The following is a 23,310-nucleotide window of genomic DNA, read 5'->3' on the forward strand; positions in this document are numbered from 1 at the left end:
GGTGCCAGGCACCAGTAACACTACTGTAACATTATCTCTTGATTTCAATTGTTATTATTTGAAGTTTGTTATGGCTGTTGCGAATTGGTCGATGACAGGTATTGTGCTCGTCTTTGTGTCTTCGGTTAGTATTGTAAAGATCAACGTTTCACCATTTTGGGTCTTTGCATAGCCAGCAAGTGATTTAATATTTTCGAGGCTTCCTGTTTTTGCCATTATATTCCCTTTTGCAGGGAATCCTTTCAAACGATTTCGAAGTGTTCCCCCAATAAATCGATCTGATGATCCCGCTATTGGAAGGCTCTTTATATACGTGGTATACCAAGGTTCAGAACGTACAACATAAAGTAATTGAGATAATTGTTCGGAAGTAATTTTATTGGAATATGACATGCCTGACGCATCCTCGAATTTCCACTGTCTACCATCGAGACCGATAGAACTTGCGTAATCACGCATAGCTTTTAGACCTGCATCCCAACTACCTACCCCATATTTTACTTTCCCCATCTCTTTGGCTAACATTTCTGCATGTGTATTATTACTTAACTTCATAAATGGAATGATTAATTCTTTTAATGGCATCGATTTTCTTGATACGAGCGCTTTAGCATTTTTTGGCGCCTTTCCTTGGGCTACTTTGGAGGTAGATACAAATGTAATACCTTTTGCTTTTAATGAACTTTTAAAAACATCCAATGTATACAAGGCTGGATTTGTCACTGAAATCCATTCTTTTTTACCAGAAGTGCCTACTGGTGAATTCCCTGTAATAATTACCTTATTAGAACCGACTTGACGAGTAATTTTCAGTGTATTTTTATACCCCTTCGGAACTGTTTTTGATCTATTGACTACTTGTAGCACACTTGTTACAGGAGATAATGTTACTTTCGTAGCTTTACCATTCACTCCAGGCTTCGCTTCCACTATGACTGATCCTGCATCAAAATCTCCATTTGGTGAAAGTGTTAAAGCCGAAATCGGAGCTGCATAATAATAGGGCTCGTCCTCTGCTAAAATTCCTGCAGATAATCGAACAGAATCAAACCAAGTATCATCACCAATTAAATTACCCGAAACTTTTTTAATCCCTTGTTTCGCTAATCCATCTGCAAATTTATCAAGATGTGATTTTAATAAAGTCGGATCTCCTTGACCTCGTAAATACAAGTTGCCATTTAACGTTCCCTTTTTTACGGTACCATCAGTTAAAACAACTGTAGAAAAACGATAATTTTCACCTAGAGTATCTAGTGCAGCTGCACCAGTTAACAATTTCAACGAGGAGGCTGGTGTTATTCCTTTGTCCGGATTATGATGATAAATCACTTCTCCAGTGGAAGCTTTTCTTACTGTCACACTGGTATTTGCATTTTTCATCCTACTATCTAACATAATATTATTAAGCGTACTTGTTAATTTTGAATAAGTAGTAGCAGCTTCAACGCTAGAATTATCTGTTACTGGAATAATTACTGATCCAGCTATCATAAAAACAGCAACGACACTACCTAAGAGTTTTCTCCAAATATTCACCTTATACCTCCCAAATTTTAATATGAAATGCGCTTTAGCATGTAACTTTAAAAGAGTTTATTCAACCCAATTAACTATTCAGCTGTGCTTATTGCACACTGAATAAGGCTCAAAATGATATAACTATTCTAACACCAAATTATCAGATAATACCTTATTTTTTTCAAAAAGAGACAAAATACGGCATATTTTCCTAGTAGACAATTACCCCACGCTTGTATATACTCTAATTAACTACTTTGCAAAACAAGGTAGTTAATTTTTAACTAGCTATTATGTTTTCAAGATAGCTTTATGGAGGCTCACTTATGTCAATTAGAAGTCAACTCTTGAAAGGAATTCTAGACGGATGCGTGCTTGCTGTAATAGAAAAGGAAGCTGTTTATGGATACGAACTGTCACGAAAACTGCAAGAAATCGGTTTATCAGATGTTAGCGAGGGAACAATTTACCCTGTTTTATTAAGACTTCAAAAAAACAAACTTATTATAGGTGAAATGAGACCTTCCGATTTTGGTCCAAATCGAAAGTATTACTCTTTAACAGCAGCAGGCAAAGAAGTTCTTGAAATCATTTCAGAGGAATGGAATCAATTATCAGTACCGATTAACACCCTATTGTCAAAAGGAGGAAATACGAATGAAAGCAAGTGAATTAATAGAGCAAAACAATCAAAAAAGAGAATTGCTGACAGAAGATAACGAAAAATATTATTCCGGAATGCTTCTTTATATACGTACTAAACTAAGTCTATCTGAACAACAATCGGAAGAAGTATTAATGGAGATGTTAGATCATTTAATAGAAGGTCAAGAAGATGGCAAAACAGCGAGAGAAATATTTGGCGATGACCCGAGAGGTTATGCAGACGAAATAATTAACCATTTACCAAAGGAAGAAAGAAAAAGCACGTCTAAATTTCTTAGCCGAATAGGAGTGAATTTGCTTGGATGGTTTTTAGTCATCCGAAGCGTTGCTACTCTATTAGTAGGGCAAGAGAGTGTTTCTAGAGTTTATATTGTCCCCTCTCTTCTAATTTTCTTATTAATTGCACTATTGATTGCTATTGGAGTAAAAGTAATTTTTGGTTTAATTCATAAAACAGCTTTCGATCAAAATTCAAGTGATAAGAAAATGATGTTGCAAGCAGGTTTATATGGTGCTGGAAGCTTCTTATTTATTTTTATAGCTAGCTATTTTATCAAAGATTTCGGTCCTTCCTTTGTGCTTCCATGGACTGTTTCACTTGGAATTGGTGCAATTTTATTGCTAACTTCATGGTTAATGAAAAAAGCAGGCAATTAAAAATCGCTGCTCAAAATCTTTGAGCAGCCTTAGTCTTATGTTGCTCTCTATCTAAAGGAGAAAGCGCCTTTGTTTTGTCGATATAAATAAATGCATCATACCGTTCCCCTATTTTGGATGGTACGTAATTGGCATATGCATCATAATCCGGATTGTATTCAACCCCTATTGCTCGATGACCTATCCAATCATTAAATAAAGACCTGTTTTCTTCATTAAAAATCAATACCTTATCAAATGCTCCTGCGTCATGCAATGCATCTTCCCAAGAGTCTTTTCGTGCTTGTGGAACATCCATAATTTTATAAGGAAGTCCCCATTCATCTGCTGCAATAACAGTTCCTCTATGAGTACCAAAACCAACTGCAAAAACGTTTTCCTTTCTATTTTGCAGGCGGAGGAGCTGTCCGACATTGATCATATCGGAATTTTTCATGTCCGTAGCAGATGCATCTCCGATATGGGTATTATGCTCCCAGACGATTATTTTTGCATCTTTCCCATGATAGTCCATTATTTCATTGATTGACTCGACCATATGCTCATCACGAACATTCCATGACAATTCATCACTACGAACCATTGCGCGGTAGTATTCCTCCGCATTTTTAGCAACCATTGCATTTATTTTTAAATTTAAGTCAGACTCTACTTCATCCTTATAATTGTCCTCATGAGCACGTATGGAAGAAACTAATTTGGCAACTTCCTCTATACATGCATCCGAAATATTTAAAGATGAAAATGCATAGGTTTCGGGATGGCGATTAAAGGGTTGGAAACATGAGAGTGCTTTTTTGGCAAATGCTAAATCCGTTCCTTCGGGATTCGTTTGACTTAAATACTTCACTACTTCATCTAATGACTCCCACAAACTATATATATCAATTCCATAAAAACCAACCTTATGCTCTTTTTGCTCGTTGTACACCTTTAACCAACTAACAAATTCAGCAGTTTCTTCATTTGCCCACATCCAAGTTGGCCAGCGTTCAAATGCCTGAAGAGCTTCCATTACATTACTCGGTTCCTTCGTATAGCCCTTTATAAACCTATTTATACGCTGAGTGGATGGCCAATTTCCTTCAATTGCAATCAAAGAGAACCCTTTCTCTTCTAATAATCGTTTAGTCAATTCAGCTCGGACGGTATAAAATTCTGATGTACCGTGACTAGCTTCCCCTAGAAGGACTATTTTCGCATCACCAATGGCATCAATTATTGGCGTTAAATCGTTTTTTGTTTCATAACGCAATGCATATTTTTTTATAGATTCTTCAAGAGAAACCAACTAATTCACTCCCTTCTATTAAAGGTTGAGTCATTTCACCTATTTTCATTCATAACTATCCGTACCGTATTCTTAATGATTTGCATATGCTGATTTTAGTGTTTGAATTCAACTTTGCCTTAGGAGGTACAATGATAAAGCGACTTCTTTTTATTATTTTAGCTTTTATTCCTATATTTGTTCTAAGTGCGTGTGGTGACCCTGTTCAAGATGATTTACTTCAATATATAAACAATGAAGTAAAGACATTAGAAGAACTAGAGACTGAAGCTATCTCAGAATATGAAAGTGTCATTGGTGAAAATTTTGTGGATGATGAAACAACATACCACCATATACATGATGTTGTCATACCGAAATACAGAAAGCTTATAGAAGAATTAGAGGAAATTAGACCAGAAACTAAAGAAGTGAGAGAGATACATGAACTTTATATAGACGCAAGCAACACACAATTTAATGGTATAGTAACCGTTTTAGCGGCAATTGAAGCCCAAGATTACGATAAAATCAACGAAGCCAACCAAATGCTTAACGAAGGAAGAGCATTAATGCGCCAAGCTTTAAATGAAATTGAAGATTTGGCAAAAGAACATAATGTAACTTTGACCGAATAAAATGTAACTAGGTGAAAGATTATTCTAATCCATCCCCTTTCCTTATTTCACACAAGAAAAAGCCAACACAACAGGAATTCTTAATCTTCTTTTAAATTCCTCTTCGTTGCTAAAATGTTCAATCTTTGGCTCACCTTCTCGTAAGTCGACTATTTGAAAGCCTGCTCTAACTAACGCTTGAAAGTATTGCTCAATCGTTCGGTGAAATTTGATAACCACTTCATCCATCCATGGTTCTTTTCGTTCCCCGGCGATAAAGTAGTCATCCACAATCCAGTTCTCCCGTCTATCTCCAGCCTTTTTACTTTCAAAGGATGACGTGGTAAGTGGATGTTGAACGCTAAACACAAACTTTCCATTCTCTTTCAAAGCATTATGCACGTTATTAAACAGTTTTTGAATATTATCTACATAATGTATGGCAAATCTTGAAGTGACAAGATCATATTCATTTTGTGGATAATGAAAAGTCTCCATTGATTCCAAATGGATTACCCCATTCATACCTGAAATATGCTGAATAGCAGTTGCCGCCATTTGTTTAGAACCTTCTAAGCCAATGTATTGCTTTGCTCCATTTTCCAATAGTTCTTTACCAAACCTAGCATCTCCACAGCCTAGGTCAAGTACCGTTATATTTGTAAAATCTCCAATTAGTTCATATATAATTGGTCCTTCAATCGCGTTATTGGGACTGTCCTTTCTCCCTCTTCTTTTCAAATAGTTTGAGAAGAATTCCGATTGATCGTAAGCACTAGAGCCTCGGTAGTTCATTATATTCCCTCATTTCTTCTATATAAATCCTTTGACTTATAACCTTCCCCAAGGATTTTCTCCATTTCAAGCAGTCTTTTCTCTTGTGTTTCTTTACGCTTTGCACTATAAACATAACGAGCCCAATCCTTTTGGTAACCAGGTTTTAATTGATTATAAAAATCGAGTAATTTCTCATTCTTCTCTAAATACCTTATAATATATTTAACATTCAGAATATAATCGTCTACACATTGACTGTTTTGGGTTGTAGTACTTTTTTTCTTTTTCTTAGGCACTGATTTTAAACCCACAACAGTAAATGTTTCGTTCATACTGACCATTCTTGAAAATTTCAAATCACTACCTGTAACGTATCCATCCTCATCTGGTGAAATCGAATTGATCATATCATCACGATCAATATATTCCCTATACGTCGGATTATTCTTTTTCGGATAAGCAAAGAATAAGTAGCCATTATTCTCAATCAACTTCTTTTCGATCATTTCATTTAAATAGTTCGTATAATCCTCTAAGTTATTAACAAATACAAATACAAAATCATATTTACTTTCATTTATAGAAGTATCAAAGTCAATTTCATCAAAATCCTTCATACCCGTTGGCAAATGGAGGATTAATTTATTTATGTATTTTTCTACATTTAATTTTTCTACAATTGATTTAGTCGGCATATAACTACTCCTTTTACGAAAAAGTCTTGCACTCTTTTAAGAATAACAATGCCCAAAATTTTTTACAAAGACTAAAGCATGGTAGGATAAAATTAACGACCTTTATCGAAAGAACAGGTGACCTATGAAGACAAATATGAACAAACTCCTAAAAAAACAATGGATCGTATGGAGCGGACTACTTCTATTAGTCCTGTTTTTTATATTAAATAAAGATTTAATCTCTTTGCTCTTAGATGGAGATGTCGAAGGTATTCGCAACTTCTTAAATAAAAATTTAGGATTTGCCCTATTCTTCCTATTCATCGTTATGCTCATACAAAACTCTTTTACAGTATTCCCCTTAGTCCTTGTCATTACAATAAATATTACTTTATTTGGATTTATGAAGGGTTTTTTATGGAGCTGGTTTACAAGTGTCGTTGCCTCAGTAATTGTCTATTGCTCTGTTCGCTATATTTTCCAAGATATAATTATGAAAAAATTTAACCCGAAGTTAATTGAAAAAGTTGACGCAAATGGTTTTACATATGTATTCCAAGCAAGAATTTTCCCCTTCGTTCCAACAAGTATCATAAATATTTTAGCAGGGCTGAGTACTATACGGTTATTCCCATATTTATTAGCAACCTCCATTGGAAATTTTCTTTACTTCTTCGTTTTAGCTTTAATACCTGCGGGGATATTGTCTGCAGAATGGGATGAATATGTCATTTGGATCGTTATTATAGCTGCGATTGCACTATATTATTTCATTAAAATAGTTCGAAATAAAAGAAAAGCAGTTTCTTTAGAAAAGGATAATATCGATTAACTTCATCCATATTACAATTGTGTGTTTTCATAGCAAAACAGATATTTTGAATTCGAGACATTGAAGCGTTATACTAAATATGTAAAGAAAATGTCAAAATTTCATTTGAGGAGGAACATTAAATGGCAACAGAAAGTAAAGTAATTATTGTTACAGGTGGCGGTAGTGGAATTGGACGAGAATCAGCGTACAAATTGTCAGAAGCAGGTAACACAATTGTAATTGCTGATTTTAATGAAGCTGGTGCAAAGGAAACAGTGGCTCAAATTGAAAAAAATGGTGGTAAAGCTACCTCCTACAAACTAGATGTTTCAAAAGCAGAAGAAGTAGAAGCGCTAATCAATTTCACAGTAGAGACATACGGTACATTAAATGGAATTTTCAACAACGCAGGAATTGGTTTAGTAAAACCATTTTTAGAAATGGACCCTGCATCTTATCATAAAGTAATAGATGTCGATCAACATAGCGTATATTATGGTATGTACTATGCAGCGAAAAAAATGGTAGAAATCGGTGCAAAAGGAGTATTTGTTAACACTGCTTCTATTTATGGCACAATGGCTGCTAAAGGTAGTTTCAACTATAATGCTGCAAAAGCAGCAGTAGTGATGATGTCTAAATCAGCAGCTTTAGAACTAGCTGAATATGGTATCCGAGTAAACGGAGTTGCACCTGGATTTATCGACACTCCTATTCTTGGCGAAGATAAAGAAATGAAAGACTATTTAGCTGCGCAACATATGCACAATCGATTAATTAAACCACAACAAGTAGCAGAAGTTGTTGCCTTCTTGTTTTCTGATGCAGCAAGCGCGATTAACGGTCAAACAGTTCCAGTGGACGATGGATTCTTAAGTTTTAAATAAAATTAGTAGGTTGAAGATACTTGTATTAGATGAGCACGCAATGAAGAACGAAAGCATTTGTCAATAGTCTGAGGTTGTCCAATAAAAGGACAACCTTTTTTATACATATAGATATAAAAAGGAGCGAATACATTTGAAGCTTGCAATCATAACAGATGTTCATGGCAATGAAATGGCATTAAAGGAAGTTCTAAAAGAAATTGACCTGAGTGGAGATATAGAAGAAATTTGGTGTCTTGGAGATATGATTGCAATGGGGCCAGAAACAAACGAAGTATTAGATTTACTGTTTGCTCGTAACGATATTCGTATGATTACCGGAAACCATGATGAAGCTATTTTGTCCCTATTGGCTGGTGAAGGTCATCCAGAAAGTTATAAACATACATTTGAACATCACGAGTGGATTGCAAACCAATTATCTTCTAACCATATCGAAAAGCTAAACCAACTTCCCCGAATAATAGAAAAAGAAATTAATGGCATCAAGGTCATTGGTATTCATTATCATATTGAATTTAATAAGCAACACGCACATATTAAAGATGACCCTTTTTACAGTATATTAGAGCCAAACTTAGAGAATATGGAGAAGATGTACGAAAATTATCCAGCTGATATTATTTGTTTTGGCCACCATCATCCAGAACATTTTTTTCAAAATGAACGCCAAATCTATTTAAATCCTGGGGCACTTGGGGTTTCAAAAGGAAATACTGCTCCTTATGCAATAATTGATTTCACTGACAGTAAACCTACTGTTCGAATTCATAAAGCAACTTATGATAAAGAAGCGTTTATTACAAAGTTTAAAACACTAAAAGTTCCTCAAAGAGAGATACTGTTTAAGCTTTTTTACTTAGAAAACTAGATTACAATTTCTCTCTTTTCTTATCCATTCTCTAACGAGTTCAAAGATGAAACAAAATGTGCCTTTAGAACAACAAACTGAAAACAAAAACGAAGTAGTTCCCAACCCCTCCTTTTATCTCTACATATGCTAATTTGAAGAATAAAAAGGAGGAAAATTGAATGTTTCGGAAGTTTCGAAGAGGACAAATGCAACAAGGCTATCCTTGGATGCAAGGCCAGTATGGTCAGCAAGGGTATCCTTGGATGCAGGGTCAGTATGGTCAGCAAGGTTACCCTTGGGGGCAAGGCCAGTATGATCAGCAAGGTTATCCTATGGGGCAAGGCCAGTATGGTCAGCAAGGTTATCCTATGGGGCAAGGCCAGTATGATCAGCAAGGGTACCCTATGGGGCAAGGCCAGTATGATCAGCAAGGTTATCCTATGGGGCAAGGCCAGTATGATCAGCAAAGTTATCCTATGGGGCAAGGCCAGTATGATCAGCAAGGTTATCCTATGGGGCGAGGCCAGTATGATCAGCAAGGTTATCCTATGGGGCAAGGTCAACAAGATCAGCAAGGGTATCCTTGGGGGCAAGGTCAACAAGATCAGCAGGGTTACCCTTGGGAGCAAAGTCCTCAGAATCAGCAAGGTCAGTCTGATTGGCCATACGGGTATAGGATGCCAGACTGATCCTCCACTTGTTAATCAGAGAGACATTTTATTCATATAAGTACAAATAGATAACATCTTTTTGAAATCCTTTTTACAATTAGGTACAGTTCTATCACTATTATGAGGAGTTCATTTTTTAGTTCTTCTAATCGTCTTGAACATCGGTCTTATCGATGCATTCTCACGCAAGCTCGGTGACTATAAATTAAACATGAAAAAAGGATATCTCTTTAGATATCCTTTTTCTTATTTATAAAACTCTTTTGGAATAGCTCCAATAGTTCTTCGATGATATAGTAGCGGTTCTTTATTATAATTTTGAATATCAATTACTTCTCCAATCATAATTGTATGATCGCCAGCCTCCACTTGCTTAAATACCTTACATTGCAATACTGCTAGCACATCGGTGAGTATAGGTAATTTTAAGTCAGACTCCTGCCAGTCACATTGACCAAATCGGTCCTCTACTTTACTTGAAAATAAATTACATAAATCACTTTGATTCTCAGCTAAAATATTTACACTAAATTTATCTACTTTGAGAAAATCGTTATACGAGTTTACTCTCTTATCTATAGACCATAAAATTAGCAAGGGTTCTAAAGAAACCGATGCAAAGGAATTAACCGTCAATCCCATTGGTTTACCTTCTGGATTAAATGCAGTCACAACCGTAACACCTGTCGGGTAATTTCCCATAGCAGCTTTAAAGCTAGCTATTTGTTCCAATTTATTTTCCATTAAGCAACTTCCATTCTCTTTTCTTTTTAGAATATCAAAATCAACCTTTTCTTTCACATATTTAGATTTCTACCCGACTCTTTGTTTAAACAACCCTAATGCAGGGTAAAGATAGATATAGCAAATAATACAACAATGGAGGAATTTAATATGACAATTAAAGTAACTGTTGAAAATGCCGTTCAAGCGAAACAAGAAATTGAAAAATTTGAAACACAAGGTTATTCAAGAGATAACATTCATATTTTCGCCCACTTTAAAGAAAGAGCGGACGATATTAACGACGCTTTAGATACGAAAGACGTTGGAGTAAAAGAACAAGGCTTTCTAGAATCGATGAAGAACCTTTTTACTTCTCGTGGTGATGAGTTACGAAGTAAAATGGAAGCTGCTGGATTAACAAAAGAAGAAGCTTCTGCTGCTGAAAAAGAGCTAGATGCCGGTAAGCTAGTTATCGTTGCTCATAATTGATTCATGTATATGTAAATCCCATTCCCCTTCATTGGGCGAATGGGATTTTTATTTGTATTTTTTAAAAATTTGATGCACAATTATAAGAACGAGTGTTTTATTTTTTTACAACTGTGAGGTGTACTTGTTTGAAACCAGTTATTCTAGCTGAAAAACCTAGTCAGGCAAAAGCATATGCTGATGCTTTTTCAGTCAAAAAACATGAGGGCTTCTTAGAAATCAACCCATGCCCTATTTTCCCCGAAGGAGCCTATATAACCTGGGGAGTAGGTCATCTTGTTGAACTAAAGGAACCGAAAGCATACGATCCAAAATGGGATAAATGGTCTTTGAATAGTCTTCCCATATTACCAGATCATTATGAATTCCAAGTGGCAAAGGGGAAATACAAGCAGTTCACCATCGTGAAAAAACTTATGAAAACAACGGATACAATCATAAACGCATGTGATGTGGACCGTGAAGGATCAAATATATTCTATAGTATTTACAATCATACTGGAGCAAAAGGAAAGACGATTAAACGATTATGGATTAATTCATTAGAAACTGAAGAAGTTCGTAAAGGTTTTGCTAACTTACAGGATAACCGAAAAGATTTACTTTTATATGATGAAGCAAAGGCACGCCAAATTAGTGATTGGCTTGTTGGAATGAATGGATCTAGGCTGTATTCTCTTTTATTACAATCACAAGGTATTCGAGAAGTCTTTCCTATCGGCCGTGTTCAATCACCAACTATTTACTTAATTTATCAACGTCAATTGGAAATTGAAAACTTTGTATCTGAACCATTTTTTGAAGTAGAAGCAATATTCACTGCAACAAACGGGAACTATAAGGGGAAAGCAAAAGTAAAGGAGCCAAAACGAGAAATCATTCAGGAGCTTCTTGCTAAACATGCTATTCAACGGAATTCACCTGGAGAAATAACTTCTGTAGAAAAGCAGGAAAAACGTATTCCTCCACCCCAACTCCATTCATTGTCGACGCTACAAGCTACAGCGAATCGATTATGGAAAATGAGTCCTGCTAATGCTTTAAAGACAATGCAGGGATTGTATGAGAAAAAGCTTGTTACCTATCCTCGTACGGATTCACGTTATATTACACCAAGTGAATTCTCTTATTTATCATCTAAAGTATCAGAATATCAACAGCTAATTGGACATTCCTTCCCTGTTACTTCACTCGCTCCTAAAAAGCGATATGTGGACAGTTCAAAAGTACAGGAGCACTACGCAATTATACCGACCAAAAAAATACCTTCGCAGGCTGTACTTGCCGGCATGTCAGGTATGGAAAGAAATCTTTATGAGGAAATTATCCGTTCAACCCTTGCAATGTTTCATAGTGATTATTTGTATACAGAAACTAAAGTGACAACAGTTGTTAATGGGCTGCCCTTTTTCACAACTGGAAAAACGGAAAGAGACAAAGGCTGGAAAGCGTTATTTATTCGTTCTGATAAAGAAAGTGAAAAAGAAGAACCAACACTCCCTCCTTTATATATGCAAGAAAAAGTAGACAGCGATATTACTATAAAGGAAGGAAAAACAATGCCTCCCAAACCATATACAGAAGGTCAACTCATTGCAATGATGAAAACCTGTGGAAAATTGGTAGAAGACAAAGGGGAAACTGAAATATTAAAAGAAGTAGAAGGACTGGGAACAGAAGCAACCCGAAGTGGAATCATTGAAACAATTAAGAAACACGGATATATTGATGTTACAAAAAATATCGTTTCTATCACAAATAAAGGACGAGTTCTATGCCAAGCAATTGAAGGAAATCTTCTAGCAAGCCCATCCATGACAGCAAAGTGGGAAACCTATTTACGGAAGATTGGTAATGGAGAAGGTTCTCAGGAACGTTTCCTTCATAGCATTGGGAAGTTCATAAACAGTTTATTACAAGAAGTTCCTACTCAATTAAAATCAAAAAATATTGATATCAAACTCATTCCGTCTAAAACATCAAGTTCTAAATATACTAAATATAAACAAGAACCGATCGTGCTATGTCCAAAATGTAAAGAAGGATCTATTGTTGCGCGAAAAGGTTTTTATGGCTGTACCAATTATAAAAAAGGTTGCTCGCAAACCTTTAATGGATTCTTTTTAAAAAAGAAGATTACGCCAAGTCAGATTAAACTGCTCTGTACAAAAGGAAAAACAAATATTATCAAAGGATTTGTTGCAGAAAACGGGCAAACCTTTAATGCTAGCCTTATGCTAGTCGAAGGCAAGTTAAAACTAGACTTCAAGGAATAAATGGTTAAGAGTGGCCAATTTTTTTATATAATACAATTTTCAAAACGCTTGGACAAATATCCAAGCCCAGATTGTCTACAAAAGGTATCAAGAGGTCGTCCTCTCGATACCTTTTGTCATTATAATATTTTACCAGGGGAAATCTTAACTTATATCATATATGTAATTATTCAAAATATTAATCGGAGCGGAGGCGGCAACTCCAACGGCAAAAGCGGGACTGTCGAGATCCTGGATTGAGCTTTGGTTGGCACTGAAAAGAAGTCCATAGAATTTGACTTTACTAAATAATGTCGTCCGATAAATAAGGAAATCGTTGAAACGGCTCCCTTTCCGCGGGCGTTACCTTAGCCTCCTCGCTGCGCTGCGGGGTCTTCGGCTAACACTATTCCCACAGGAGTATCGCCTTTTTCAACGATTTTCTATAAATACTAATTGAAAAAATGTAAGTGATAAAAACTTGCTCTATTAATGGCATGATGATTTCCTAATTGAAAAGCGGATAATAGTTAATTGGAGTGGAAGGCGGCGACTCCAGCCGGAAGAGCATGAGCTGAAGACCCTGGACTGAGCGTAGCGAGGGAAGCGGCTGAAGCCATGCCGGCGGAACGCGTCCGCCTGGAACGTAAATTAACGGATCCAAAATAAAAACGAGTATGTGAACAATTTGTCGTTCACATACTGTTATGAAATCTCATGGAGGACTTTTTCAGTGCCCTAGAGCTTTGCGAAGGAAGCGGCTCGGCCCAGCCCGCGGAAAGCGTCCGCCGGAAGCGGAATCCCAATTCTATTTATCATATTTTTATCTTAAAAGAAAAAAGACTATAGATAAACTCAAAATCCAGAGTCTACCTAAAGTCTGACGCTTGGACAAATATCCAAGCGCTTTTTCTTGCATAAATTATTTTAACTTCCAGATTGCATTTTATAGTTCCTCAAAATCATTCCATTTGTCTTCGTCATTCCGAACTTTTCGTAATAAGGAACTAAGTCATCGTCACAGCATAAATCAATCATATATATGTCTTCAAGCTCTATGAGCATTTGATTTACTAATTCCTTACCTATACCAATACTTTTATATTCTGGTAAAACTTCAAGAAATGGAATGTAAGCAGATAGAATCCCATCGCTTATCGCTGTAATAAATCCAACTACTTGCTTCGTATTATCATCAATAGCAATAATCACTTTACTGCTCTTCTTTAACAGATTTAAGTGAGTTTGTGGATTTGGCGGATTCGGCCAATCTACAAAAAAACCATTTAACATATCAGATGAAATACCCTCGAGCGAATTTTTGTAAATCAATATATTTCAGCTCCTAATTTATATGAAATTTTTAGGTAGATGATATATATCAAAAATAAAATAACAAAGGTATTACCTCCAAGCTTTATAAGAAATACTTATATGTTATTCTACTTAAAGTATAGAATTCCTTTCATTTATAACAATTTATTTAGTAATTCTATTGTTTCTCAACGATACCTGATCTACTTAACTTCAATGGAGATTCTTATTTTAGTTTCAGTCTAAACTGCTGAGCAGCATAAAAGGGATCCGCCGCCTTCATTATCGCTGAAACTACAGCGACCCCAGCAATTCCTCTATCTTGCAACGAGGATACATTTTCAAGTGTTATCCCCCCTATTGCAACTACAGGAATGGAAACAGTTTTCGTTATTTCTTCGAGGACACCCTTACGTAAAAGCTTTGCATCACTTTTTGTACCAGTAGGAAAAGCAGAGCCGACGCCTATATAATTAGCGCCTTCAAGCTCAGCATTTTTTGCTTCTTCGAGCGTTGCCACGGAAACTCCAATTATAAACGAAGAAGGTACAATTTCTTTCACTATCGAAATCGGTAAGTCTGTCTGACCTACATGGACCCCAGCCGCTTTCACTGCGATTGCTATATCTATACGGTCATTAATGATAAGGGGTATTTGATAATAATCTAGTAATCTCTTTAATGCCTTTGCTTTTTCATAAAAGTCTCTTCCAGAGCTATTTTTTTCCCGGAGTTGAACAACTGTTACCCCACCTTTAATAGCCTGTTCCACAACTGTTAGCAATGAATCTATAGAAATCGATTCTTCTGTCACTAAATATAATGTCATATTATGTTTCAATTATAGAAACCTCTTTTCCCCATACTTCTTCATTCATATGAAAAATTTCATCCATCAATTGAGCTTTAAAATGACCAATCCCATCTTCCTCAGACATACTCTTTTTCGCTCTCTCCCCAGCTAAACTCATTACAGACATGCCAGCTATGCTTGCCGAAAAATAGTCGGCTGTCGTTCCAGTGAAAGATGCTATTAAAGAAGTAGTCATGCATCCAGTACCAGTCACTTTGGTTAACCAGTGGTCCCCGTTTGTAATTTGCACCGTTTCTAAGCCATTGGATACTATATCTGTTTCACCACTTATTACTGCTATGCAAGAAAATAAATTCGCTACTTTTTCGGCAAGTATTTTTCTATCTAAAGAAATATCAGTAGAATCTACACCTCTAGTTCTTCCATTTTCTCTAATGAGAGAGTACATCTCACTCGCATTTCCTCTAATAACACTTATTTTTACTTTTTGTATTAGTTCTTTTGCTAATCTTCTTCGATAAGCGGTTGCTCCAACACCAACTGGATCAAAAATGACTGGAATCCCTTTCTCGTTTGCCACTTTTCCGGCTAAAATCATAGCTGTAAATATCTCAGCCTGTATTGTTCCTATATTAAGCACTAGTGCATTAGCTAATTGAACCATTTCCTCTACCTCTTCTACACTGTTTGCCATTACAGGAGAAGCACCTATAGCAAGCGTCACATTTGCACAATCGTTTACAGTTACAATATTTGTAATATGGTGTACGAGTGGATTTTTTTCTCTTAAGCGTGAAAAAAGATTGCTTACTACACTTTTATTCATTTTCAATTCCCCCTCACCGAGCTATCATATTTGATTTTTTGTAAAGATCATAAAAGTGATTTGTTGGCCCATGACCAGAACCTAATGGAAAACTATGTGTTATCGCTGTAGTTATATAACATTTGGCTAAGGTAACCGCTTCTAATAAGGTTGACCCTTTGGCGAGATTTGCAGTAATCGCTGATGATAATGTACATCCAGTTCCATGGGTGTTTTTCGTCTCAATTCTATCCGCTTTTAACCAATGAAAATCCTTACCGTCGTAAAAAAGATCGTTTGATGGACCACTCAAATGACCTCCTTTTAATAAAACAGCTGTAACTCCCATACTTCTAATTTGTTCACACGCTAAATACATCTCATCTTCCGAATGCAATGTTGACCCTATTAATACTTCTGCTTCTGGAATGTTCGGTGTCAAAATAGACGCTAGGGGAAATATTTCTCTTTTTAAAGCTTCTACAGCAGATTGTTCTAATAGATAGTGCCCACCTTTCGAGACCATTACTGGATCAACAACAATAAATTTAGGGGAATATTTCTTTAAGGTATTTGCTACAACTTGAGTAATTTGTGCATTCCCAAGCATACCGATTTTCACTGCGTCCACTTGGATATCATCAAAAACCGACTCTATTTGTTCTTGGATCATTTTCAAATCAACATACTGAACAGAACGAACCTCATTAGTATTTTGAGCTGTAATTGCGGTAATAGCGGACATGCCAAATACACCATTTGCAGAAAAAGCTTTAATATCCGCTTGAATACCTGCACCTCCACCCGAATCAGAACCGGCTATTGTGAGCGCTGTTTTCATTTATCAATCCCTCCATAACTCTGTTTTTCATCATCAGCTTCAATAAACCAAACGCTAGTAATGCACCTGTAAACGAACTAAACATAAAAGATGGAACGAAACCAAATAATGTTAGCTCTTCTCCAAATAAAAGAACTCCTATTGGATAAGTAGCAACAGCGCCGATAATACCTGTGCCAATAACCTCTCCTAATAATGCTGATCCAATATTTTTCATTTTCATGTATAAAAGACCTGCTAATAGCGCCCCAAAAACACTCCCAGGATACGCAAAAATAGATCCTGTTCCTAACAAATTTCGTAGAGTTGATACAATTAATGCACCTGCAAGCGCGTACCATGGTCCTAGTAAAACCGATAAGAGTACATTTGCAAAATGTTGGATTGGAAAGATTTTTGCAAAACCTACTGGTATAAATATGAGATGGCTTGATATCGTCGTTATAGCGATAATTAGTGATGTTAATGTTAGTTTCCTAGTTTTGTTCATTTTTCCCTGCTTCTCCTTTAAATCGGCCACTTTTCTAATTGATAATTCATCTCCCAAAATAAATACTCAAACTTAGAGGTCATTTGAAAATGTTCTTCTATGCGAGCCAGTTCTCTTTCCGGTTTCCCTTCTGTTAACTGATCCATCAACTGTATTAACCACTTGGCACCTTCTGCAAATTCCTCTGAATCATACGTTTCTATCCATTTTGCATACTTGTTGATGGACAAGGTGTCCCCATACTGTTTGCGCAATAGTTTCCCTATTTCCCAGTAATCCCAAGCACATGGAAGTAAACAGGAAACTAATTCTACTAGCGAGCCATTTTGAGAAACATTTAACATATAACGCGTATAAGCTAAATTGGTAGGTGCAGGTTTCGTAGATTCCAGTTCTTCCGGAGTAATACCAAACTCTGCCGCAAACGCACGATGTAAATCCATTTCAAAATGCAGGGTGTCATGAAGAGTTTTAGAAAAGTTTGACATCATCTCTAAATCAAGTGATTTTTGAACTCCTACCGCAAACAATTTAGAATAGTCGAGTAAATAGACGTAATCTTGTTTCATATAATGAATAAATTTCTCTTCAGACAATGTTCCTTTTCCCAACTCTTGTACAAAAGGATGCTGATGACTTTTTTCCCAAATAGGTTTAGCGTTCTCAAATAATCGGTCACTAAATTTCTTTGTAGATATCATAAAATTTCCCTCCGGTAATAATTATTTTTTTGTATTACACCATCGATAAATAAATAATAAGAGTGTTTTTGTAAATGTTAGTAACTCCTCTACATTTAATTTTTCATCTACAGAATGCGCTTCTTCCAATTTACCTGGTCCATATATAACAGTGGGAATACCTGCTTCACCTAACCATCCTGCATCCGTCACAGATTTAGACATTCCAATTTCGACCGGCACTTTCTCTATCTCTTCATGGCATTGCCCAAGCAATTGAACTGCTGAATGTTCAGCGTTCATTTTTAATGCGGGAAATATTTCGCCACGTTCTTCTATCATCGATTTGCCACCCCAACGGTATTGTAGTGGGTTATCTCGTAACCAAGGATCCGCCATTGCGACATTATTTAAATGCTCTTCTATTTCTTGTACTACTGATTGATACGTTTCATTTGGATAAAAATGAACGGTGATCCATAGTCGACATTCATCGGCCACAAAAGCAGCGTGTCTCCCTCCCTCAATAACCGCGGGATTAATGGTAGTGGTTCCAGGTGAAAACCCTGGATATTCTTTCGTTACTGCCCAATGACGTTCAAGCTCCTGAAGACCAACAACTACTTTCATCATTTTTTCAATTGCGCTAGCACCCTTAACTAGACCTCCTGCATGAAGCATTTTCATCCTCATCGCATCATGGAAAACCTCTTTGCTTTTTATTGTTATCCATCCAGTTATTACGCCACCTTGTCCATGGATTTGACGATTGCTTCCATCTACTACTAGTGCAAAATCGGCTGTATAGCCCTTTTCAACACACGAAAGAGTACCAGCCTCTCCTGCTTCTTCCCCAATAACAGATTGTATTTGTAAGCTCCCTTTTAGATTAATATCCATCTCTTTTAATAGTTTAGTGACAAATAATGTTGCAGCTATCGCACCCTTCATGTCCGAAGTTCCCCTGCCATAAACATTTCCGTCTTTATTTGTCAGATTAAATACTGGCACCGTCCACTCACTAATATCACCCACTTCTGCAACATCAATATGACCGTTAATAATTAAGCTATTAAAATTTTGGTCATCGCTTCCTTTTTTGGTGGCTACTACATTAGGATCGTTCGGATAAACCTCCCAGCTATCAGTCTGGAATCCTTGTTCCTCTAAAAAGCGAGCAATATACATTTGTGCATCCACCGTATTTCTCGCTGGCGGACTAACGGTCTGAAAACCAATTAAATCCGCAAGTATTTGTAAAAGCTGCTCTTTCTGTTCATCTACTACTTTAGAAATTTGTAGTTCCAGTATTTGTGTCATCCTTCTTCCCTCCATCAATTATTTTTGGTAACAAAAAACCGCTCTCCATAAACGGAAAGCGGCTGTTTTCTACATAATTAACCAAACATACGACAGTAGGGGTCCCAGCTGCTTCCCTCCGCTAGTATTAACTAGATCAGGTTCAAAGGGTTTACATCAACGATGTGTCTCAGCCTAACAAAGGCTCCCCTAGCAGTCATTTATTTAGTTATTAATTGCATTTAAATCTTACCATAGGACTTAAAAATTACAAGATTGTTTTCTTAAACTTAATCAAAAGGAAAAGCATATGCGGTATTCCCCATACGCCCAGCCGTTGTTTCAGCCTGTGACAAAGAATTTAATATTGCCTCTTCTGTAACTTCCGCTGCACCTTGAAAAAGACTATTTATTATAGGTTGATCATCTCTCAATTGCTCTCTTGTTTCCATATTTTCTGATGAAGAATGAGGAATCTTATGTGCGGTAGAAAAAGCAATAACAATATCCCCGCTTCCATTACTAAAATGACTACCTGTTCTACCAAGCCCGATACCACATCTTTTCGCCAATCGCTTTAACTGTCTACTACTCAGCGGAGCATCTGTAGCCAGAACAATCATAATCGATCCATCAGCTGGTTTAAGAAAATCGGTAATTTCTTTCTGTTTTACAACTTTATAGTTGTCACTTTGAAAATCATCCTTACTCCCAAAATTACTTAGAACGATACAACCAAGTGTATAGGTTAAGTAGCTATGTTCTTCTTTTACAAGTCGAGAAGAAGAACCTATTCCACCTTTATAGCCAAAGCATATCATTCCTTTTCCTGCCCCAACCGCACCTTCTAGAGAGACATTTGATGAAGCTTTTTTAATACACTCTACTGCGTGCTTCGGCTGAATCGGTAATTTGCGAATGGAGTTTAATCTACTATCATTGCACTCCCCCACTACTATATTAATCGTTCCTGTAGTGTCCCCTATTTCCGGATTACCCTCTAGCATATGTTCCAATGTTCCTTGGGTTACTGCTGGTACAGCAAACGTATTGGTTAACATAATAGGTGATTCAATAAGTCCTAATTCATCTACTTGTACAAGACCTGTTGTTTTTCCAAATCCATTTAATACATAACTAGCTCCTACCACTTTTTGTTTAAATAAATTTTTTTCGTGCGGCAGTATTGCTGTCACTCCAGTGCAAGCATGCTCCCCTTCACCTAAAGGAATATCAAGTGTTACATGACCCACTTTTACACCTTTAACATCTGTAATACAATTTTTTTCTCCTACTGGAAGACGACCAATTACAATTCCTCTTTCTCTTATTTTCATTGGAATACCCTTTCTTTTGATAAGTCCTTCCATCTGTTCTTATATGCTTTTTCAATAAAACCACTCTGATCTGCATAAGCACGAATGACATCTTTTATTTCTTCAGGTAGATATTTTTCGTTTCGATTGTTTGCAAGACAAAGATATCCAGAACCTCTTTGTAAATAATCCGAGCTAGCCACTGTGTACCACGCTTCATCTTCCAATAGTTTGTTATTTACAAAAACTGTATCAATCTTTCCTTCTTTATATTTAATTTCAGCTCCTGCTATATGTAATCGCCCTACAAATCTCCCTCTAAAACCAGGTCCACGTCCATCCGCTAAGCAAGCTTGAACATCAAGTGATTGTTCCAAAGCCTCTTTAATATATTTCCCTTGTATTTCAAAAGAAGTTGGATTTAATGGAGACGGGCATACTTCGATCAGTTTTTTATTTGTCATTTTATGGAATATTCCAGCGTTACAAATACCACTATTGATTAAACCAATGTCACAATGTAGCATATCCTTTAGCCCATCTGCTATTAAATTAGTTAAAGGGTTTTCTTCCACAACATCATGCCATAAAGCTTTTTCTAATGGATAAAGAGGCTGACTCAATACTTGAATTGCTTTTTCTTTATTCAATTTTAATATAGAAAGCACTCCTTCATTCTTTTTCACATCTATTGAAGAAATGGTAGCAGAGTGAAGTAGTGTCACCTTACCTTCATTGATTTCTAGTTCTAGTATTCCTAAATGTTCCCCATAGTTCCCAGCACTGTTCATAATAATATTGTTTATAACTTTAGCTTGAGGGAAAAGTTTATGGTCATGGGCGGAAATAATAATATCAATTTCCGGTATTTCCAATGCAAGTGGTTCATCCGCAAATGTGCCAATATGACTTAGGAGAATACAAATATCAAATTTTCCTTCATAGCTTTTTATCTCATTATGTATCGCTTCTTTATATTCGGTCATGTAAATACCAAGACCATCATTAAATTCTCCCATATTAGGAGAAGACCCAGTTAATAGAATTCGTACACCACTTTTCTCTATGATGATACTTTTATAAACACCATTTATAATACTTTTATCTTTTTTAAATAAATTATTGCTTATAAAAGGGAATGAACTATTACTCGCCATATACTCAAGTGTATCCACCCCATTAAACATTTCGTTATTACCTATCGTAAGCGCATCGTAGCCTACTGCTTCTAATAATTCAATAGCAGCTAATCCTCTTGTGCCTTGCAACTCGATACTTTTAAAGTCGGCAAAGTCTCCAGCATCCAATAATAACGTGTTTTCATCTTTATACTCATTAATAAGCGTAACTACTTTAGCAAAATTTTCAAAGTTGCTGTGAACATCATTTGTATGTAAAATTTTTAATTTCATAGGTTCCTCCGATTTGTATGTCTGTACATATTCTACCATATTCTGATAATTCTATAAAAACGCTCTTACAAATATTTTCTTTTCAACTATGAAATTCCCTTCTTGCATGTATATAATTTTGGTAATATAGGATAAAAGCTATTAGGGGGCTTAAAATGGAAAACAATAAACTTTCAATGATGGATGCTATTTTACTTGAGACAATTCGTAATAAAGGCATTTCCAATGATGAAATACTACAAAAACTTGAGGAAAAAGAGACTCACTTATTTGATAGAAACACTGAAGTCACTTCGTTAATCTCCTTATACGAAGAAGATAAATCGAAGTTTGCTTCCATCATTCATGATGGTTATACTGTTAAGTTCGTAACAAGAAACGGCCTTATAAACCTATTGAAATTAAAGTTCAATAAAATTGCGGAGAGAGATTACCAATTACTAGAGAACGGAATAAAACAATTACAAATGGATGAACAACAGCTAGCTTCCTTAAAGCAACTTCTGTCCATTAACTGGGTTATTCAAGAAGAGACGAATGAAAGTTCCTTAAAATTTATTCATATAATTTCTGCCGCTACGATTTAAACCACTTTGCCTATAATAAATGACGCGTATGAATAAAACACAAAGTCGATTATTTGAGTACATGTATTAGACTTTGTTTGTTAAATGTACTGATTATTAATGGAGAGCATTATCTAGGAGGAGAGTACAATTTATCTTCAACACAATATTGGAAAAAAAGTTAAAGAGGCTAGATTAAGTAAGTCATTCACTCAACAGGAACTAGCTGAGAGATGTAATTTGACTAAGAGTCATATTTCAAAAATAGAAAATGGACAAGCTGCCCCTGCTGTAGCAACACTTTCAAAAATAGCTCAGGAGTTAGACACACCCTTATCATGGTTTTTAGAATCAAATCTCCACAATAAATTATCTATCGTAAAAAGTAATGAAAAAACAGTAAAGGTCGGAAATAAAGAAATAGGCTACACTTACGAAGCTCTTGCAAATCGTTCTCGTTTTAGCAAAGTAGAACCTGTAATTGTCACCGTCCTACCAGAAGCGGAATATGTAGAACCCTTTACACATATAGAAGATGAGTTTATTTATATTCTTTCTGGATCTATTAATCTTTATTATGATGGCGAATTACATTATTTAGAACAAGGAGATAGTGCTTATTTTGAAGGAAATGTGCCTCATATCTTTCTTTCAGCAGATAAAAATAGCGAGGCGAAAGTATTAACATTATTCATTCAAACGAATCCACTATAATAATCTTTTTCCCTGGAAAACACTCGTATCTTTCTTTTCGTTCCCCTGTATTCGCAAGATCCTCATTAATAATTATTTTTTGTTATCTCATAAATATTTTCAGAATAAAATTTAAATTTAGTATTTACAATTAATAATTATTAATGTACTTTTGTGTAATAGGATTCAACTAAGTTGAA

At 35.9% G+C, this 23,310-nt stretch carries 25 protein-coding genes and 1 riboswitch; of the genes, 11 read left to right on the forward strand and 14 right to left on the reverse strand.

Translation table 11 applies throughout. The features are described from left to right. Nucleotides 1-54 precede the first annotated feature (54 nt). A complete protein-coding gene (gene dacB, locus AM499_RS13240) occupies nucleotides 55-1,539 on the reverse strand; it encodes a D-alanyl-D-alanine carboxypeptidase/D-alanyl-D-alanine endopeptidase (protein WP_082355262.1) in 1,485 nt (494 codons plus the stop codon). A gap of 308 nt (nucleotides 1,540-1,847) precedes the next feature. Here dacB and AM499_RS13245 point away from each other — a divergent pair, with 308 nt between their 5' ends. Together AM499_RS13245 and AM499_RS13250 are read left to right on the forward strand one after the other, a co-directional pair. After that, nucleotides 1,848-2,192, forward strand: coding sequence for a PadR family transcriptional regulator (locus AM499_RS13245; RefSeq protein ID WP_053590663.1), 345 nt, complete (start codon nucleotides 1,848-1,850; stop codon nucleotides 2,190-2,192). Then, nucleotides 2,179-2,844 carry a DUF1129 family protein gene (locus AM499_RS13250; protein ID WP_053590664.1) on the forward strand — a complete coding sequence of 222 codons (666 nt, stop codon included), beginning with the start codon at nucleotides 2,179-2,181 and terminating at the stop codon, nucleotides 2,842-2,844. The genes AM499_RS13245 and AM499_RS13250 overlap by 14 nt, the downstream gene beginning before the upstream one ends. Nucleotides 2,845-2,854: 10 nt before the next feature. Here AM499_RS13250 and AM499_RS13255 read toward each other — a convergent pair whose 3' ends face one another. Then, nucleotides 2,855-4,135, reverse strand: coding sequence for an erythromycin esterase family protein (locus AM499_RS13255; RefSeq protein WP_053590665.1), 1,281 nt, complete (start codon nucleotides 4,133-4,135; stop codon nucleotides 2,855-2,857). Between the two features lie 131 nt (nucleotides 4,136-4,266). Between AM499_RS13255 and AM499_RS13260 the strand changes: the two genes are divergently transcribed. After that, nucleotides 4,267-4,752: a hypothetical protein gene (locus tag AM499_RS13260; RefSeq protein WP_197275556.1), complete on the forward strand. Its 486-nt coding sequence runs from the start codon at nucleotides 4,267-4,269 to the stop codon at nucleotides 4,750-4,752. Nucleotides 4,753-4,794: 42 nt separating this feature from the next. Here the strand turns inward: AM499_RS13260 and AM499_RS13265 are convergent, their stop codons facing one another. Beyond that, nucleotides 4,795-5,526, reverse strand: coding sequence for a class I SAM-dependent methyltransferase (locus AM499_RS13265; RefSeq protein ID WP_053590667.1), 732 nt, complete (start codon nucleotides 5,524-5,526; stop codon nucleotides 4,795-4,797). Next, on the reverse strand, nucleotides 5,526-6,203 hold the full coding sequence (locus AM499_RS13270) for a YdeI/OmpD-associated family protein (protein WP_053590668.1): 678 nt from the start codon (nucleotides 6,201-6,203) through the stop codon (nucleotides 5,526-5,528). The genes AM499_RS13265 and AM499_RS13270 overlap by 1 nt, the downstream gene beginning before the upstream one ends. 124 nt (nucleotides 6,204-6,327) lie before the next feature. Here AM499_RS13270 and AM499_RS13275 point away from each other — a divergent pair, with 124 nt between their 5' ends. From AM499_RS13275 to AM499_RS13290, 4 genes are all read left to right on the forward strand, one after another. Further along, nucleotides 6,328-7,017 carry a TVP38/TMEM64 family protein gene (locus AM499_RS13275; RefSeq protein WP_053590669.1) on the forward strand — a complete coding sequence of 230 codons (690 nt, stop codon included), beginning with the start codon at nucleotides 6,328-6,330 and terminating at the stop codon, nucleotides 7,015-7,017. Between the two features lie 122 nt (nucleotides 7,018-7,139). Continuing rightward, entirely contained in the window at nucleotides 7,140-7,886 is a 747-nt protein-coding gene (locus AM499_RS13280) for an SDR family NAD(P)-dependent oxidoreductase (protein ID WP_053590670.1), read from the forward strand. 133 nt (nucleotides 7,887-8,019) lie between these two features. Continuing rightward, complete coding sequence (locus AM499_RS13285) at nucleotides 8,020-8,757, forward strand: metallophosphoesterase family protein (RefSeq protein ID WP_053590671.1); 738 nt, start codon at nucleotides 8,020-8,022, stop codon at nucleotides 8,755-8,757. A gap of 161 nt (nucleotides 8,758-8,918) precedes the next feature. Further along, nucleotides 8,919-9,428, forward strand: coding sequence for a hypothetical protein (locus AM499_RS13290; protein ID WP_053590672.1), 510 nt, complete (start codon nucleotides 8,919-8,921; stop codon nucleotides 9,426-9,428). A 228-nt stretch (nucleotides 9,429-9,656) separates the two neighbouring features. On the opposite strand, the gene AM499_RS13295 is transcribed toward AM499_RS13290, so the two are convergent. Further along, the gene (locus AM499_RS13295) at nucleotides 9,657-10,154 is read right to left on the reverse strand and encodes a flavin reductase family protein (RefSeq protein WP_053590673.1); all 498 of its coding nucleotides are present in this window, start codon (nucleotides 10,152-10,154) and stop codon (nucleotides 9,657-9,659) included. Between the two features lie 150 nt (nucleotides 10,155-10,304). On the opposite strand from AM499_RS13295, the gene AM499_RS13300 reads away from it, so the two are divergent. Continuing rightward, complete coding sequence (locus AM499_RS13300; RefSeq protein ID WP_053590674.1) at nucleotides 10,305-10,625, forward strand: YflT domain-containing protein; 321 nt, start codon at nucleotides 10,305-10,307, stop codon at nucleotides 10,623-10,625. A gap of 128 nt (nucleotides 10,626-10,753) precedes the next feature. Beyond that, entirely contained in the window at nucleotides 10,754-12,901 is a 2,148-nt protein-coding gene (locus tag AM499_RS13305; protein ID WP_053590675.1) for a type IA DNA topoisomerase, read from the forward strand. 906 nt (nucleotides 12,902-13,807) lie between these two features. Here AM499_RS13305 and AM499_RS13310 read toward each other — a convergent pair. From AM499_RS13310 to AM499_RS13350, 9 genes are all read right to left on the reverse strand, one after another. Then, complete coding sequence (locus AM499_RS13310) at nucleotides 13,808-14,212, reverse strand: GNAT family N-acetyltransferase (protein ID WP_053590676.1); 405 nt, start codon at nucleotides 14,210-14,212, stop codon at nucleotides 13,808-13,810. 208 nt (nucleotides 14,213-14,420) lie between these two features. Then, nucleotides 14,421-15,035 carry a thiamine phosphate synthase gene (gene thiE / locus AM499_RS13315; RefSeq protein WP_082355263.1) on the reverse strand — a complete coding sequence of 205 codons (615 nt, stop codon included), beginning with the start codon at nucleotides 15,033-15,035 and terminating at the stop codon, nucleotides 14,421-14,423. Further along, entirely contained in the window at nucleotides 15,025-15,834 is an 810-nt protein-coding gene (gene thiM / locus AM499_RS13320; protein WP_053590677.1) for a hydroxyethylthiazole kinase, read from the reverse strand. The genes thiE and thiM overlap by 11 nt, the downstream gene beginning before the upstream one ends. A 13-nt stretch (nucleotides 15,835-15,847) precedes the next feature. Continuing rightward, nucleotides 15,848-16,654 carry a bifunctional hydroxymethylpyrimidine kinase/phosphomethylpyrimidine kinase gene (gene thiD, locus AM499_RS13325; protein ID WP_053590678.1) on the reverse strand — a complete coding sequence of 269 codons (807 nt, stop codon included), beginning with the start codon at nucleotides 16,652-16,654 and terminating at the stop codon, nucleotides 15,848-15,850. After that, the gene (gene thiW, locus AM499_RS13330; RefSeq protein WP_053592207.1) at nucleotides 16,623-17,144 is read right to left on the reverse strand and encodes an energy coupling factor transporter S component ThiW; all 522 of its coding nucleotides are present in this window, start codon (nucleotides 17,142-17,144) and stop codon (nucleotides 16,623-16,625) included. The genes thiD and thiW overlap by 32 nt, the downstream gene beginning before the upstream one ends. Before the next feature lie 17 nt (nucleotides 17,145-17,161). Next, the gene (tenA, locus tag AM499_RS13335) at nucleotides 17,162-17,845 is read right to left on the reverse strand and encodes a thiaminase II (RefSeq protein WP_053590679.1); all 684 of its coding nucleotides are present in this window, start codon (nucleotides 17,843-17,845) and stop codon (nucleotides 17,162-17,164) included. Between the two features lie 21 nt (nucleotides 17,846-17,866). Beyond that, a complete protein-coding gene (locus AM499_RS13340) occupies nucleotides 17,867-19,144 on the reverse strand; it encodes an acetylornithine deacetylase (protein WP_053590680.1) in 1,278 nt (425 codons plus the stop codon). 96 nt (nucleotides 19,145-19,240) lie between these two features. Then, nucleotides 19,241-19,345: riboswitch (TPP riboswitch) on the reverse strand. Between the two features lie 68 nt (nucleotides 19,346-19,413). Then, nucleotides 19,414-20,460, reverse strand: a complete 1,047-nt coding sequence (locus AM499_RS13345) for a P1 family peptidase (protein ID WP_053590681.1) — start codon at nucleotides 20,458-20,460, stop codon at nucleotides 19,414-19,416. After that, on the reverse strand, nucleotides 20,457-21,851 hold the full coding sequence (locus AM499_RS13350; protein WP_053590682.1) for a bifunctional metallophosphatase/5'-nucleotidase: 1,395 nt from the start codon (nucleotides 21,849-21,851) through the stop codon (nucleotides 20,457-20,459). The genes AM499_RS13345 and AM499_RS13350 overlap by 4 nt, the downstream gene beginning before the upstream one ends. 155 nt (nucleotides 21,852-22,006) lie before the next feature. On the opposite strand from AM499_RS13350, the gene AM499_RS13355 reads away from it, so the two are divergent. Together AM499_RS13355 and AM499_RS13360 are read left to right on the forward strand one after the other, a co-directional pair. Further along, nucleotides 22,007-22,438, forward strand: coding sequence for a hypothetical protein (locus tag AM499_RS13355; protein ID WP_053590683.1), 432 nt, complete (start codon nucleotides 22,007-22,009; stop codon nucleotides 22,436-22,438). Between the two features lie 147 nt (nucleotides 22,439-22,585). Further along, nucleotides 22,586-23,131, forward strand: a complete 546-nt coding sequence (locus AM499_RS13360; protein ID WP_053590684.1) for a helix-turn-helix domain-containing protein — start codon at nucleotides 22,586-22,588, stop codon at nucleotides 23,129-23,131. The last annotated feature ends 179 nt before the right edge of the window (nucleotides 23,132-23,310 follow it).

This window comes from Bacillus sp. FJAT-22090, assembly GCF_001278755.1.
In the GTDB taxonomy this organism is placed as follows: Bacteria; Bacillota; Bacilli; order Bacillales_A; family Planococcaceae; genus Psychrobacillus.